This window comes from Prosthecobacter sp. Pr1 (assembly GCF_057652315.1).
Genome location: NZ_JBYFBS010000004.1, coordinates 483,878 through 498,324, shown reverse-complemented (window position 1 = coordinate 498,324; position 14,447 = coordinate 483,878). Strand labels below are relative to the sequence as shown.

At 60.6% G+C, this 14,447-nt stretch carries 15 protein-coding genes; 10 read left to right on the top strand and 5 right to left on the bottom strand.

What is annotated here, in order from left to right; translation table 11 throughout:
- The first annotated feature begins 294 nt into the window (after positions 1–294).
- On the top strand, positions 295–1,896 hold the full coding sequence (locus AC24GY_RS09590; protein WP_487682328.1) for an NAD(P)/FAD-dependent oxidoreductase: 1,602 nt from the start codon (positions 295–297) through the stop codon (positions 1,894–1,896).
- Here the strand turns inward: AC24GY_RS09590 and AC24GY_RS09585 are convergent.
- A complete protein-coding gene (locus AC24GY_RS09585) occupies positions 1,882–2,364 on the bottom strand; it encodes a low molecular weight protein-tyrosine-phosphatase (RefSeq protein ID WP_487682326.1) in 483 nt (160 codons plus the stop codon). The genes AC24GY_RS09590 and AC24GY_RS09585 overlap by 15 nt on opposite strands.
- Before the next feature lie 171 nt (positions 2,365–2,535).
- Here AC24GY_RS09585 and AC24GY_RS09580 point away from each other — a divergent pair, with 171 nt between their 5' ends.
- From AC24GY_RS09580 to AC24GY_RS09540, 9 genes are all read left to right on the top strand, one after another.
- Complete coding sequence (locus tag AC24GY_RS09580; protein ID WP_487682324.1) at positions 2,536–3,657, top strand: citrate synthase; 1,122 nt, start codon at positions 2,536–2,538, stop codon at positions 3,655–3,657.
- A gap of 88 nt (positions 3,658–3,745) precedes the next feature.
- Positions 3,746–5,569 (top strand): hypothetical protein, encoded by a 1,824-nt coding sequence (locus AC24GY_RS09575; protein ID WP_487682322.1) that lies wholly within the window; start codon positions 3,746–3,748, stop codon positions 5,567–5,569.
- Positions 5,570–5,627: 58 nt separating this feature from the next.
- Positions 5,628–6,665, top strand: coding sequence for a GTPase ObgE (gene obgE, locus AC24GY_RS09570; RefSeq protein ID WP_422320368.1), 1,038 nt, complete (start codon positions 5,628–5,630; stop codon positions 6,663–6,665).
- 54 nt (positions 6,666–6,719) lie between these two features.
- Complete coding sequence (locus tag AC24GY_RS09565) at positions 6,720–6,950, top strand: addiction module protein (protein ID WP_422320367.1); 231 nt, start codon at positions 6,720–6,722, stop codon at positions 6,948–6,950.
- Positions 6,940–7,254: a type II toxin-antitoxin system RelE/ParE family toxin gene (locus tag AC24GY_RS09560; protein ID WP_422320366.1), complete on the top strand. Its 315-nt coding sequence runs from the start codon at positions 6,940–6,942 to the stop codon at positions 7,252–7,254. The genes AC24GY_RS09565 and AC24GY_RS09560 overlap by 11 nt, the downstream gene beginning before the upstream one ends.
- Before the next feature lie 5 nt (positions 7,255–7,259).
- Positions 7,260–8,042 (top strand): ABC transporter permease, encoded by a 783-nt coding sequence (locus tag AC24GY_RS09555; RefSeq protein ID WP_422320365.1) that lies wholly within the window; start codon positions 7,260–7,262, stop codon positions 8,040–8,042.
- On the top strand, positions 8,039–8,689 hold the full coding sequence (locus AC24GY_RS09550) for an ATP-binding cassette domain-containing protein (RefSeq protein ID WP_487682319.1): 651 nt from the start codon (positions 8,039–8,041) through the stop codon (positions 8,687–8,689). The genes AC24GY_RS09555 and AC24GY_RS09550 overlap by 4 nt, the downstream gene beginning before the upstream one ends.
- A gap of 62 nt (positions 8,690–8,751) precedes the next feature.
- Entirely contained in the window at positions 8,752–10,218 is a 1,467-nt protein-coding gene (locus AC24GY_RS09545; protein ID WP_487682317.1) for a hypothetical protein, read from the top strand.
- A gap of 5 nt (positions 10,219–10,223) precedes the next feature.
- A complete protein-coding gene (locus tag AC24GY_RS09540; protein WP_487682315.1) occupies positions 10,224–11,762 on the top strand; it encodes a GTPase domain-containing protein in 1,539 nt (512 codons plus the stop codon).
- On the opposite strand, the gene AC24GY_RS09535 is transcribed toward AC24GY_RS09540, so the two are convergent.
- From AC24GY_RS09535 to AC24GY_RS09520, 4 genes are read right to left on the bottom strand one after another with little or no spacing between them, the layout of a single operon-like run.
- Positions 11,684–12,490: a hypothetical protein gene (locus tag AC24GY_RS09535; protein ID WP_487682313.1), complete on the bottom strand. Its 807-nt coding sequence runs from the start codon at positions 12,488–12,490 to the stop codon at positions 11,684–11,686. The genes AC24GY_RS09540 and AC24GY_RS09535 overlap by 79 nt on opposite strands.
- 20 nt (positions 12,491–12,510) lie before the next feature.
- Entirely contained in the window at positions 12,511–13,407 is an 897-nt protein-coding gene (gene ispH, locus AC24GY_RS09530) for a 4-hydroxy-3-methylbut-2-enyl diphosphate reductase (protein WP_487682311.1), read from the bottom strand.
- A gap of 48 nt (positions 13,408–13,455) precedes the next feature.
- Complete coding sequence (locus AC24GY_RS09525) at positions 13,456–13,758, bottom strand: transcriptional regulator (protein ID WP_422320359.1); 303 nt, start codon at positions 13,756–13,758, stop codon at positions 13,456–13,458.
- Entirely contained in the window at positions 13,758–14,411 is a 654-nt protein-coding gene (locus AC24GY_RS09520) for a hypothetical protein (protein ID WP_487682309.1), read from the bottom strand. The genes AC24GY_RS09525 and AC24GY_RS09520 overlap by 1 nt, the downstream gene beginning before the upstream one ends.
- Between the last annotated feature and the right edge of the window lie 36 nt (positions 14,412–14,447).

Genomic DNA, 14,447 nt, shown 5'->3' with positions numbered 1-14,447 from the left:
TGAGGGGCGCGCTCCTGCTAGGATTGCGATGCGTTTTTCGAGTGTGGTCATCTTTGTTGGTTGGGTTTGAGTGGATTGCGTTTTGACGCATCAAGCCTCGTGCCAGCCGCCCTTGGCCAACAATGGGGTGAAACCCTACTGATATGTCCATGCTCCAGCCCTGGCCCCTCGATTCATTTACGCGGCCATGCAGGCAATGTGTGAGGATGCCACGCGCATGCGGCTGAGAACACGAAGCAGGGTTGATATGGCTTTGACGTGGGCTATTGGCACTGCCGCCAATTCCCGTCACCCATGCTTCAGCTCTCCCAGGTTCTCCTTCCCGTCGATCATCAAGAAGATGATCTGCGTCGTGCAGTGGTGAAACAGCTGGGAGCACGCGATGAGGATGTGATCAGCGTCAAAGTGAAGCAGCGGGCGATTGATGCCCGGCGCGGGCATGTGGAGTTCAGCTTCACACTCCTCGTCGAAGTGAAAGACGAGGCGCGCGTGCTCAAGCGCATCGGCAAAAATCCGCGCATCGGCCCGGCTCCCGAGGAGATCTATCAGGAGGTGGCGCAAAACGTAGCGCGTTCGGCCTCTGCGCGGCCGGTGATCGTCGGCACAGGGCCTTGCGGCTTGTTCTGCGGCCTGCTGCTGGCGCGTGCGGGACTCAAGCCGCTGCTGCTGGAGCGTGGCAAGGCGGCCGGGGATCGCGCACGTGATGTGACCGGCTTCTGGCGGCGCGGCTGGGATTTCAATCCTGAATCCAACGTGCAGTTTGGTGAAGGCGGAGCAGGCACCTTTTCGGACGGCAAGCTCTACACACAGATTCGGGACCGCGAGCACCGCATCCCCTGGCTGCTGCGTGAAATGGTGGCCGCAGGAGCCCCTGAGGACATCTTGATCAAAAGCAGGCCCCACATCGGCACGGACCGGCTCATCAAGGTCGTGCGGCATGTGCGTGAGGAAATCATCGCGCTGGGCGGCGAAGTGCGTTTTGGCGCCCGTGTGGTGGATGTGGTGATCGAAGAAGGCGTGATGCGCGCGTTGACGCTCGCGGATGGTGAAACGATCGAAGGCTCGCGCTTCATCTTCGCCATCGGCCACAGCTCACGGGACACCTTTTACATGCTGCATCGGCATGGCGTGCCATTTGAGGCCAAGCCGTTCTCCATCGGCGTGCGCATTGAGCATCCGCAGAAATTGATCGACCGCAGTCTCTACGGCAAATGGGCTGGGGATAAGCGGCTCGGTTCAGCGCCCTACAAGTTCGTGGCTCACTGCGGTACGGGTCGTGCGGCCTACAGTTTCTGCATGTGTCCCGGCGGACTCGTCGTGGCGGCCACATCGGAGCCGGGAATGGTGGTGACCAACGGCATGAGCAGCTACGCCCGCGAAGAATCGAATGCCAACAGCGGCTTCATGGTCGACGTTCGGCCCGAGGACATGCCGGCGGGCGATGTGCTGAGCGGCATCGAATTTCAGCGCAATCTGGAGCGCCGGGCCTTCGTGCTCGGTGGGGGCAATTATCACGCCCCAGCGCAGCTGCTCGGCGATTTCCTCGCAGGACGCGCCTCAACCGGCCCCGGCAAGGTGCTGCCATCCTATGAGCCGGGCGTGGTGTGGTCCAATTTGTGCGAGGTGCTGCCCGAATACACGATTGAGACGATTCAGGAAGCCATCCCGCGCATCGACAAAAACCTGCCCGGCTTTGCGCTGGATGACGCTGTGCTCACAGGCGTGGAAACTCGCAGTTCCTCACCCGCGCGCATCCCGCGAGATGCACAGTCGCTGCAATGCACCGGCGTAAAGCATTTTTATCCAGCAGGTGAAGGCGCAGGCTATGCCGGTGGCATCATCTCCGCTGCTGCTGACGGCATGCGTGTGGCGGAGGCCATTTTACGCGAGGGATGAACTGATGTGCGCCAGCACGCCACGGCAGCCATCTTCAAGCAGATTAAGCACGAGTTCAAAACCCTGCTCACCGCCGTAGTAGGGATCCGGCACTTCGCTTTCCTGATGGTCGGTGCAGAATTCGCAGAAGAGGCGGATTTTGGAACTGAACTGGGATGTGCGGTCAAAAGACTGCACGTCGCGCAGGTTTTGCCGGTCCATGACGAGAACGAGGTCGTACTCGCTCAAATCGTTTTCCGTGACCTGCCGGGCGCGGCTGCTGAGATCATATCCCCGATTTTGCGCTGCGGTGCGCATTCTTTGATCGGGCAGTTTGCCCGCATGCCAGCCGGCCGTGCCCGCCGAACGGATCGAGACACGATCAGCATAACCTTTAGATTCGACCAGTGCACGCATGACGCCCTCTGCCGCAGGTGAGCGGCAGATGTTGCCCAGGCAGACAAAAAGGAGGCGATAAGGGGCGGCCATTGAAGGAGCTAGGCCAGTGAGAGGTGTTTCACAAACAAAAACCACCTCCTGTCCTCAGGGGATGCCGGGCATCCCTCAGCGGAAGATTTCTTTTTCTGTTAATGAGTCTTTGGTTGAGCCGTAGTTTGAGCACGCTATCTGCTACCAAAACCTAAACCCCACGCCCACCCCATGTCTGTTGTATCCAAAGGTCTTGAAGGAATCGTTGCTGCCGAAACCCGTCTTGGGGAGGTGAATGGAGCGGAGGGCATCCTGTTTTACTGCGGTTATGACATCAACGAACTGGTCAAGGTCAGCTACGAAGAGGTCGTCTACCTGCTTTATTACAACAAGCTCCCGAACCGCACCGAACTCAACAAGCTGACCACGGCGCTGCGTGCCGAGCGTGAGCTCCCGCAGGGTGTCATCGACTTCCTCAAGGCGGCTCCAAAAACCGCCAAGCCCATCGACATCATGCGCACGGCCGTTTCGATGCTCGGCTGCTATGACTTGAGCCGTTATGACCTCGAAGTCAGCGAAAACATGGCCAACGCCATCCGCCTCACTTCGCAGATCGGCGTCATTGCCGCCTACTACCACCGTGCACGTCAGGGGCTGGAACTGCCGCCTGTGCGCAAGGACCTCAGCGAAGCCGCCCACTTCCTCTACCTGATGAACGGCGAAGTGCCGAGCAAGGAAGCCGAAAAGACCCTCGACATTGCCTACATTCTGCATGCCGAGCACGGTTTCAATGCCTCCACCTTCACCGCCCGCGTCGTGGCTTCGACGCTGAGCGACATGTTCTCCGCCATCAGCGCCGCCATCGGTGCTCTCAAAGGACCGCTGCACGGCGGTGCCAATGAAGGCGTGATCCACATGCTCGAAGAGATCGGCTCCCCTGACAAGGTGGACGCCTGGGTCGCCGACGCACTGGCCCAGAAGAAGAAGATCATGGGCATTGGCCACCGCGTTTACAAGGTCCTCGACCCCCGCGCTCCGCATCTGCGTGAGATGGCCATCCAGCTCACCAGCCAGCTCGGTGAGTCGAAGTGGATCCAGATGTCCGAGCGCATCGCCCAGATCATGCGCGAGCAGAAGGGCCTCAATGCGAACGTCGACTTCTACAGCGCCACGGTGTATTACAGCCTCGGCATTCCGACCGATCTCTTCACCCCGATCTTCGCCATCGCCCGTATGAGCGGCTGGACCGCCCACGTGCTGGAACAATGGAGCGAAAACCGCCTCTTCCGCCCCCTCAGCCAGTATGTCGGCAAGCCGTATGGCCAGAAGGTCGTGCCGATTGACGAGCGCTGATTCTACCCGGACGAAAGGTGGGGCAGGAATTAATTTGAATGCTGCAAAGGTGGCAAAACTTTGTGTTTGCCACTAACGTAGATGCTTCATGCGTCTCCTTTCAACCGTCGGAGCCGTCGCTGTGATGCTCGGCACGCAGGTGATGGCGCAGCCTGCCACACGTCTCGTGTGGCAGCCGGTGCAGGAGTATTTCATTCATCGTGACGAAGGGCAGCAGGTGCTGGCAGGCACCAAGCGGCTGAATTCATTCACGGCTTACACCCACATCGGCACGGACTTCGGTTTCCATGGTCCGGCGGAGCACGAGATCGAATGGCTCACCGATGAAGTCGTGGTGCACCTCGGCCAGCAGCCTGATGCATGGGCGGGCATGTGGCACAGCCTCGCCGGGCAGGCGCGCAATGCGAACCGCGTGATGGATTTCACGCATGCCTATCCCGAGCCGGTCACTGCCAGATACCAGCCGCGTGTCACTGCGGTCATGCTCAGGGCGTCCGGGCGCGGCCGGATCAAGCTCGAGATCAAATCTCCCACCGACGAACAGCGCTGGACGCAGGTGATCGAACTCAACGAGCCGCAATACCGCATGTTTGTCCATCCGGTGGCTCCTGAATCAGTGCGCGATGGGAAAACCATCATATGGACTGCTGAACCTGGTTCGGAAGTCAAAGTGTCCGGCTTGTTCCTCGGCATCGAGCAGCCCCAGATTCCCTGGGATTCTTATGCTTTCCTCGCCTCCTACGCGAAGATCGCCCGCAGTTATTCCATCGGGACCGGTTTCGTGCGTGACCGCGCTCACATTGAGGAGGGGGCTTTTGAGTCCGTCTCCGCCACGGGCATGTATGTCCTGGCCTCCGCGGCGGCGGCGCAGGAGTCGCTGGGTATTGTCACGGCAGATTACGCGCGCTGGGTGCTCACGCGTACGCATGAAGCGGTGAAGAAGCTTAAAACCGGCTGCGGCCTGCTGCCCCATTTTGTACACCGGCATGGGCGGGAGAACGCTTACAGCATCCATCCGGGTACTGAATACAGCACGGTGGACACGGCGATCTACACTCAGTCCATGCTGCAGGCGGCGATCATGCTGGACGTCCCTGCTGTGGCCGAGGACCTGATCCTGCAAATCCAAGAGATCGATTACGATCTGCTGCACCTGCCAGACGGCCATCTCTCGCACGGCCTTGCTGACGACGGCATCACCCTCCTGCCGCATGGCTGGCAGGACTGGGGTGGTGAAACCACCCTGGTGATGCTCATGGAAGGCATCGCCAACCCCGATCACCGCCCGCCGCCCATGCGCACTCCGGGCAAGGCCTGGCAGGGCACGGGTTTCATCACCGAGCTGCAAAGTTTGCTCCATCCGGATTTCGACAGTGACGTGCCCGATGCGCATGACGGTGTTCGCTGGCTTAGCGTACGCCGCGCCATGCTGGGCGCGCAGCGCGCCTACATTCCGAAACGCTGGCCCCAGTCCCATGCCGCACGCAATGGCATCTACGGTCTCTCTGCCGGCGAAAATGAGGCGGGGAACGGCTACTACGTAGGCGGCGTCGATCTGCCGGATCAAAAGCTCATCCATCCGCACTACATCCTGATGTCTGCCACCCTGAATCCGCAGTCCCAGGAGACCTTTGACCTGCTCGAACGCATGGAGAAGGCCAGCTACTTTCCGCCTTGGGGCATGGTCGAAAATCTCAATGTCGATGGCCGCAGCTACCTGCCGATGGAAGGTTCGCTGAATGCCGGCTTCGAGGCCCTCAGTGCCTACCATTTGTTTGCCAAAAACCGCAAAATCCCGGACGCGATCTATGCGGCCAGCCTGAAAAGCCCGCAAATCCGCCGCGCCATGCAGCTTTTCTACCCCGTTCCAGCCAAGGTGGCAGGCGGGGAGCGGGAAGCCGCCGCGCAGTAGCAGGGACATGAAGCTAACCCTTGCTCCCATGCCCATCCCCGGTTAACTGGACCGTCACATGTTTGTCGATCAAATCAAAGTTCATGCGCGCGCCGGAAAAGGCGGCGATGGCAGCGCTCATTTTCACCGCGGAAAATTCCGTCCCAAAGGCGGCCCTGACGGCGGCGACGGCGGGAACGGGGGCAGCCTCATCCTGCTGGTGGATCCCAGCACGGACAGCCTGCGCAATTACGTTTTCAACAGCAAGCTCATTGCCGAAGACGGTGCCAAGGGCGGTGCCACCCAGTGCTCCGGCCGCAGTGGCAAGGATGTGGTGTACAAAGTGCCGCCGGGCACCCTCGTCAGCCGCGTCACTCAGGAATACGACAACGAAACCCATGAACTCGTCACGCGCTACGAACCCGTGGCCGACCTGACCGAGACCAATTCCACCTACGTGCTCTGCAAAGGCGGCAAAGGCGGGAAGGGGAACGTGCACTTCAAGACCTCCACGCACCAGGCTCCGCGTGAATTCACCCCCGGCACTCCCGGTGAGGAGGGTGACTTCCACTTCGAACTCCGCAGCATCGCGGATGCCGGATTCGTCGGCGCCCCAAACGCGGGCAAATCCACGCTCCTTTCCAAACTGAGCGCCGCCAAGCCGAAGATTGCCAACTATCCCTTCACCACGCTGAAACCCATGGTCGGCGTGATCGAGTTTGGTCCAAACCGTCGCGGCAGTCTCGCGGACATTCCTGGTCTGATCGAAGGCGCGCACGAAAACATCGGCCTCGGCCATGATTTCCTGCGCCACATCATGCGCTGCCGGGTCCTTCTTTTCGTCGTCGACACCGCCGGCACCGAAGGCCGCGATCCCGTCTCCGATCTGGAAATCGTGCGCAAAGAAGTCTCTCTCTACTCTCCAGAACTGGCCAAACGCCCCTGGTGCATCATCGCCAACAAGATCGATCTTCCCGAGAGCGCCGAAAACCTCGTCCACTTCAAAGAGCGCTTCAAACGCATCAAAATCCACCCCGTCTCCGCCGAAACCGGCGAAGGCCTCGACAAGCTGCGCAAGTGGCTCGACGAAAAGATCGGGCAGGACGTGGACTGGTGAGGCCGGGATTGGATGGCTGGTTGAAATCCGTCTGGCATGACCCACAGTGAGGCCATGAGCACAGAAGCCATCCTTCAGGCATTCACCCTCTTGGAGCCAGCGCAGCAGATTCAGCTGGTCGAAGACATGTGGGATCGCATCGCGCAATCTGAGGAGCCGCCTCCTCTCACCGCAGAGCAGCGCGAGGAATTGACACGGCGCAGGGCGGCCTACGTGAGCGGTGCGAGTCAGGGCCGTTCATGGAGTGACGTGAAAAACACTCTGCTCGGAAGCGATGGCCGTTGAGTCGATCATTTTACCCGAGGCTGATCAAGAGATCGCGGATGCCTACCACTGGCTGGAGCGGCGAGGCTCTGGACTTGGAAAAGAGTTTCTGCGTTGCTTGGAGGCGGCATTGGCAACGATCTGCCAGATGCCAGAAGGATTTGCCAAAATCATGGATGAATTCAGGCACTTCAAAGTCCGCCGGTTTCCTTATACGATCTATTATGAATTCACGGGTGGCGTGGTAGTCGTTTATGCGGTTTTCCACGGAGCGCAGGATCCAGAGAGACTTCGACGTTCTCTCTGGCTCAGAAAGCCCGAATAAATCCAATGCCCCTGAACCGTTCCAATCTCTGCTGGCTGGCCTTGGCCCTGATCACAGCGGGTTATCTCCTCTTCTGGGCGCTGTTGCTTGGAGCCACGGCGACGTACAGCACGCCGGATTCGTGGCTGCAGGTGCTGCGCTCGCCTGAGATCCGGCATGCGACTTTTTTGAGTTTGGTGACCTGTTCGCTCGCGGCAGGCTTTGCGCTGCTGCTGGCGGTGCCCGTGGGATATTTAATGACGCGCCTCGAATTTCGCGGCAAATCCTGGCTGGATGCGGCGCTCGATATTCCCATCATCCTGCCTCCGCTGGTGGTCGGTCTGTGCCTGCTGATCTTTTTCCAAACCAAGATCGGAAAGGTGATCGAGATGGCGATTCCCTTCACTTATCAAGTTAGCGGCGTGGTGCTGGCACAATTCGTGGTGGCCGCTGCCTTCGCGATCCGCACCATGCGCGGTACCTTCCAGCACCTCTCAGCGCGTCCTGAAGACGTGGCGCTTACCCTGGGCTGCACCCGATTTCAAGCATTGTGGCATGTGGCGCTTCCGGCGGCACGGCGCGGCATGGTGGCGGCGTTCTGCATCGCCTGGGCACGCAGTCTGGGGGAATTTGGGCCCATCCTTGTCTTTGCCGGCGCTACGCGCATGAAGACGGAGGTGCTGCCGACGACGGTCTGGCTGGAGCTCAGCGTTGGGAATCTCGAAGCCGCCGTGGCGGTCAGCTTGTTCATGGTGCTGCTGGCTGTGCTGGTGCTGGTGGCGGTGCGTGCCACGGGGGAAAAAGTATGATCCAGCTCGAACAAATCACTTGGAAGGTCTCTGGCCGCACGATCTTGGAGGGCGTGACAGTGTCGATCCCGGCCAACACCTACGCGGTGCTTATGGGATCGACCGGCTGCGGCAAAACCACGCTCCTGGAAATCCTCTGCGGCCTGCGCCAGCCGACCTCCGGCCGCGTGCTGCTGGATGGCGTGGACGTGACCGATCTGGAACCACGTGAACGCGGCATCGGCTACGTGCCGCAGGATCTGGCGCTGTTTCCGGGCCTTCGCGTGCGCGAGCAGATCGGCTTCGCCCCGAAACTGCGCGGCATGGCTCCTGAGGAACTCAACCAACGCGTGAACCGCCTCGCGGAGCAGTTTGGCATTGCTCATCTGATGGATCGCCAGCCCGACATGCTCTCCGGCGGCGAAAAGCAGCGCGTGGCCCTCGCTCGTGCGCTGGCGGCCCAGCCCAAGCTGCTGCTCCTCGACGAGCCGCTGTCCGCGCTCGATGAAAGCATGCGCGCGGAGGCTGTGACCTTGCTGCAGCGCGTGCAGCAGGAGCATGCGCTCACCGTTTTGCACGTCACCCATTCCAGCAGTGAAGCGGCGGCGCTGGGCACCCTGCATCTGCGAATGGTGGCAGGCCGGCTGGAGGTGGAATCGAAGGGATGATTTTCACTGTGCGGTTGGAATCCCGCCGAAGCTGCGTTTAGTGTCCCAAAAACACCCCCTGCATGGATTGGACTGACTGGCAGCGCGTCCTGAAATGGCGCGCACTCGAAGAAGGCGATGCCGATGGCGTTCTCGTCAATGCGGAGCGTCGCCGTGAGGCCACGGCCCACACGCGCGCCGGACTGGCCTCCGAGGAGATCACCGGAGATGTGCTGGAGGAGCGTTCCGAGTCGTTTCTGGACAAACGGGCCGAGTGGCTGGAGCGCGAGGCCGTGGGCTGGCGCGGAGACCTGATCCATGTTCTTGATCTGCTGCGTGTGCCTCAGGGACGCTGGTCCTGGGCGCTGGCGGGATGGGGCTTGGCGCTGGTGACTGGCTATTGGTTTACCGATCTGGGGCAGGCGGGCGAATTCAATCTGCTGGCACTGCCGCTGGTGGGTCTGCTGGCCTGGAATGCGGTGGTGATTGTCCTCGGTTTGTTGTGCGAACTGATGCCGACCTCCGCAGTGGCTGGCCGGGGTGGCTGGGTGGCGGAATTTCTCGCTCATGGCATCTCGCGCATGGGCAAAGCGACCAAGGAGGTCGAAAGCGGTGTCGCTGAAACCGTGCGGTCGCGGTATGAAGAGCTCGCCTGGCCGCTGGCCTGGCGGCGCTTGCAGATGCGGCTGCGGATATGGTTGCATGTGGCGGCGGCGTTGCTGGCCATAGGTGGCGCGGTAGCCCTGTATGCCCGTGGCTGGTCGCACGAATATCGTGCCGTGTGGGAAAGTACCCTGCTGGGAGAGAGCGACGAGGCCGCGGCCTTTTTTGAGACCTTGTTCAAACCCGCCTCAAAGGTGCTGAGAATTCCCGTGCCGCTGGATCAGATCGCCGGCATGCATCGCACTTTGGGCAAGGTGGCGAAACCGGCTGCTGCACTGCCCTGGATTCATTTGTACGCAGGCACGCTGCTGGTGCTGATTGTTCTTCCTCGTCTCCTGCTGGCAGGCCTGGGGGCGGCGCGCTGCTGCCGGGTGGTGGCGCAACCGGCCCGTGCCTTGAATTGGGGCGGCTACCTGCGCGCCTTGTTGCGTGCGGTGGAAGGCGGCAGCGAGCGCATTCAGGTGCTCGTGCATGCCATCGAGCCCACCGCCCATCACCGCGAGGTCTGGGACCGCGGCGTCAGGGAGCGTTTCGGCGGCATGGCCCGTGCGGAGTATGTGCGCATCCCGGCCGGCGAAGAGGACGAATTTGCCGCTGCCTGGCAGCCCGTGTGCGCCAATTTGGTGATGCTTTTCAACATGGCCACCACGCCCGAGGCCGAGGTGCAGCGTCGCCTGGTCTCCGATGTGCGCCAGCGCCTGCTCACCAAACATGCCGAGCCGGAGCTCGTTGTGCTGCTGGACGGCACGAGTCTTGCGGGACGCTGGTCACCGGAAAAAATCGCCGGACGTGAGCAATTATGGTCGCAGATGGTCGAAGGCCTGGCCTCTGAAGTGATTGTGGCTGTACGCAAAGAATCCGCACGCGCAAAGCCTCCGGTATCGTAATGTTCATGAAGTTTTCGTCTCTCGTGCCCGCTCTTTTTTCCAGAACCAAAACTGCCAGCTCCTCTGACCGACAGTCGGCGGAACTGAATGTACGTGATGCCTCAGACATCGTCACGCTGAGCCTCATTTCGCACACGAACGCGGGCAAGACGACCCTGGCCCGCACGCTGCTGCGCCGGGATGTGGGGGAGGTGAAGGATGCGCCGCATGTCACCCTTTTCAATGAATCGCACACGCTGCTCGAAGCAGGCGGCTTCATGTTGCGTCTGTGGGACACCCCGGGCTTTGGTGACAGTGCGCGGCTGTTGAAGCGCCTTCAGCGCGAGCGCAGTCCGGTGCTGTGGTTTCTCTCTCAGACCTGGGACCGCATCACCGACCGGCCTTTGTGGTGCAGCCAGCAGGCGCTGAAAAACGTGCGCGATGAAGCGGACGTGGTGCTTTACCTCGTCAATGCCGCCGAGCCGCCCGAGGCTGCCGCCTACATCGGGCCTGAGATGGAAATCCTCAGCTGGGTGGAAAAACCCGTGGTAGTGCTGCTGAATCAGACCGGACTTCCGGGCAGTTCATCCATGGAAGCTGCGGAGCTGGAATCCTGGCGGACGCATTTGAAGCAGTTTGAGATTGTGCGCGAAGTGCTGACGCTGGATGCCTTTGCCCGCTGCTGGGTGCAGGAGGATATCCTCATGGACTCCCTGGCCCCCCTGATGCAGGGCTCCAAAATTCCGACCTTCCTGCAGATCAAACGTGCCTGGGCGCAACGCAATGTGGAGGTGTTTCAAGCCTCGGTACGCCTGATCTCAGAGCAGCTCACGGCCGCGCTATTTGACGGCGTGGATGTGCGCTCTGAAACGCTGCTGGAACGCGTGGGATGGCAGCGCGATGACCTGAACCGCGAGTATAACGAAGCGCGCCAAAAACTGGCCACACAGCTGGCGGACCGCACCGAGCAGACGACGAACAATTTGATCGAAGCCCATGGTCTCAAAGGTCAGGCTGGCCATGAGCTCAACGAGATCGCGCGCGAGCATTTTCATCTGCCTCAGGCCGTCTCTGAAAACATCTGGGGTGTGCTGGGAAGTTTCGCCGGCGGTGCCATGGGCGGACTCATTGCCGATCTCAAACTGGGCGGCATGACCTTCGGTGGTGGTGCGCTGCTGGGCGGGCTGGCATCCGGCATTGGTGCCTATGCTTTGATTCGCAGCTACAATCTCGTGCGTGGCAGTGACCAGCGCCTTCGCTGGTCACGCGAGCATTTTCGTGAGCAGGTCAAACTGGCCTTTCTCACCTACCTGGCCATCTGCCATTTTGGCCGTGGTCGCGGTGAATGGAAGGAAAGCGCGCAGCCGCATCACTGGCAGGAAGTTGTGGATGAAGTGACCGAACTGCATGCTGATGCGTTGGATCATCTGTGGAAATCCGGCGTGCAAAAAGACACTCAGCCCGCAGCGCTTTCACGCCAGTCCCGTCAGCTCACCGGAGACTGCATGGTGGCATTGCTGGAGCGGCTGTATCCGGGTGTTGATCCTTCTTCGTGGCGGGCGTGAGATTCATGCTCATGCAATCGGCGTTCCAGACGTGACTGGAAGCTCTGCCAGCAGCGCAGGGCGCGGGAGCGGAAGTCAGCGGGAGTGACGTTCAAACTGCGCAAGCAGTCGCGGTGATCCCATGAGACGACGCAAGCTGTCGCGAAGTGGATGGTCCGGAACTGCCAGCGCCAGAGACGCTGCATGGCAGGAGTGAGTGCCTTGAGGCGTTCAAACAGGAAATCACGCTGGAAGGAGAGATGGCCCATCTCATCGCGCAGGAGCTTTTTGGCGACCGTTTGCACGACGGGATCGCTGCAGCGCAGGGAAAGCAGGCCGAAATAGACTTCGGCGATGAGTTCCGCCGTGAGCAGCACTTGGATGTTGAACTCGAGGTTCACCAGATCGCGCATCCAGCGGAAGATGGAATTGGTCCATTGCTTTTGCAGCAAGGTGCCGCGCAGATGTTTCACGGTGCGTGCCAGCAGCGCGGCGTGGCTTTGCTCCTCGGCAACGAAGAGGTCAACGGCGCGCTGATAGCCCTTCAGATTTTCCAGTGAAGCGATGCTGCGCGTGTAACGGCGCAAACGTGTGCCTCCCCCACTTTCCCCCAGCTGGAAAATGGCAATGGAGCGGGCAAGGGAGCTGCGCACATGCTCGGGCAGATCGCATGCGGTGTCCGGCAGTTGCAGCTCATGATTGAGGCGGGTGTTGGCTTCGAAGTGGCTGATCCAATGTTGGGTGTTCATGAGGATGGTTGGTGGGTGGGTTAGGCGGCGTGGAGCATGGAGCGGAGGAATTCGTGGACAGGGTTGCTGCGCATTTCGGCGGCGATCTGGCGGAGGCGTTGCATCACGGCATCCACCGTTTCATCCAGCGTGGAGGTGCCTGCGGTGACCCCCACATTGCGGGCTTTGCCAAACCAGGCGGGATCCAATTCACCAGCTTGCTCAATCTGGATCGCTGGCAGGCCGTGTGCAGTGGCTTTTTGCACGAGCTGCCGTGTGTTGTTGCTGTTGCGCCCACCAATGACGACGATGTGATCGCAGTCGCGCAGCAGATCATCCATGGCTGTCTGACGCTGCTTGGTGGGATGGCAGATCGTGTCGATGAATCGCACTTCAGAGCTGCAATGCTGCCGCTTGATCGCATCCACCAGACGCAGGGCAAGTTCGACCGGCTGCGTGGTTTGTGAAACGATGCCGAGCCGTGGGTGAGCTGGCACAAGATGAAGGTCAGCTTCTTCAAGCACGACAATGGCGGAAGGGAAATCGCCGATGAGCCCACGCACCTCGACGTGCTGACTTTGGCCGATAACAATGGGCTGGTAGCCTTCGTTCACCAGCATGGCGAGAGCTTGATGCGCCTTCTTCACAAGAGGGCAGGTGGTGTCGATGACGGTGTGTCCGGCGCTTTGCCAAGCCTGTCGATGTCGGTCTGAAGCACCATGGGCGGTGATGGCGACCTGCTGCGTGCTGGCGCTGTTTAAATCGTCAAGCTCACCGCGCTGTGCGCCAAGGGTGGCGAGATGGCGATCAACCAATGGATTGTGAACGAGCTGACCGAGGATGGTGAGCGGCGCGCGCTGGGCGGCTGCGTGGGTGGTGCGCAGGGCGTCGCGGACGCCGAAGCACATGCCGTGATGTTGAGCGAGGATGATGTTCATGGTGGTGTTAGCTTTGTGGGGCAAAGTGAATGGGCAAAAAACGGCAAGTCAGGTCTGCTGAGCGGCTTTGACGATCTCGCCGAGCACTTCGACGTAGTCTTTAAAGGCCGCGCGTCCGGCGGGGGTGAGTTCGTAGCTGGTGCGCGGGCGGGTGCCGGATTCGTCGCGGGTTTCCTTGATGTACCCAGCCGTGCCGAGGGTGCGGAGGTGGGAGATGAGGTTGCCGTCGCTCATGCTGAGCTCTGCTTTGAGATCCTGAAAGGCCCATTCGCCGCGTGTGGAGAGCAGCGTCATGATGGAGAGGCGGCCCTTTTCGTGAATGAGCTTGTCGATTTGATCGAAGTCGATCATTACGGCTGCACCTCCGCAGGTTGAGCGCTGAGGAACACGGCCAGAGCATAAACAACATGCAGCAGGCCGAAGGTGAGGCCCATGACGAGAGAAGCTGGGCCAAGATCACTGGAGAGCAGGCGCACATCGCTGCAAGCAGCCCAGACGAAGAAGGTCAGCAGACCCGTGATGACGAATGCCCAGCCAAGACGCACCAGCGACCGTGGCGAAAAGCTGGCGGTGCTAAGCAGGGCCAGACCGTAGCAAAGCGCCCAGATCAGCGCGGCAAGGGTGAGATTGTGCAGGAACACGATCAAACCAATGCCCACACTGCCGCCGACAAGCAACGGCGGAACGAAGGCGCGCAGCGCCATGCGCATGCCGGCGGAGACAAAGGGCTGGTTGCGACGTTTGGCTTCTTTGGCCAGCAGGAAGACATTCAAGGCGGATGCGATGGCCAGAATGATGAGCCAGGTCTCCAGGAAGCACATGTCACACATCACGGCATCGCCTTGCATTTTCACCGCGTGCCATACCGGCCATCCGGAGGCGACGAGTGCCAGCACACCGCCAGCGAGCGCCGCAGGAGCAGAGACGGCCCGGTAGATATGCGCCTTTTCCATCAGGGAACGAATGATGCGGAGATTCTCCAAGGCGGCTTCGGTCGTGCTCATGTGAATCACTTTGCGCGCCAAAGTGAATGCTGCAAG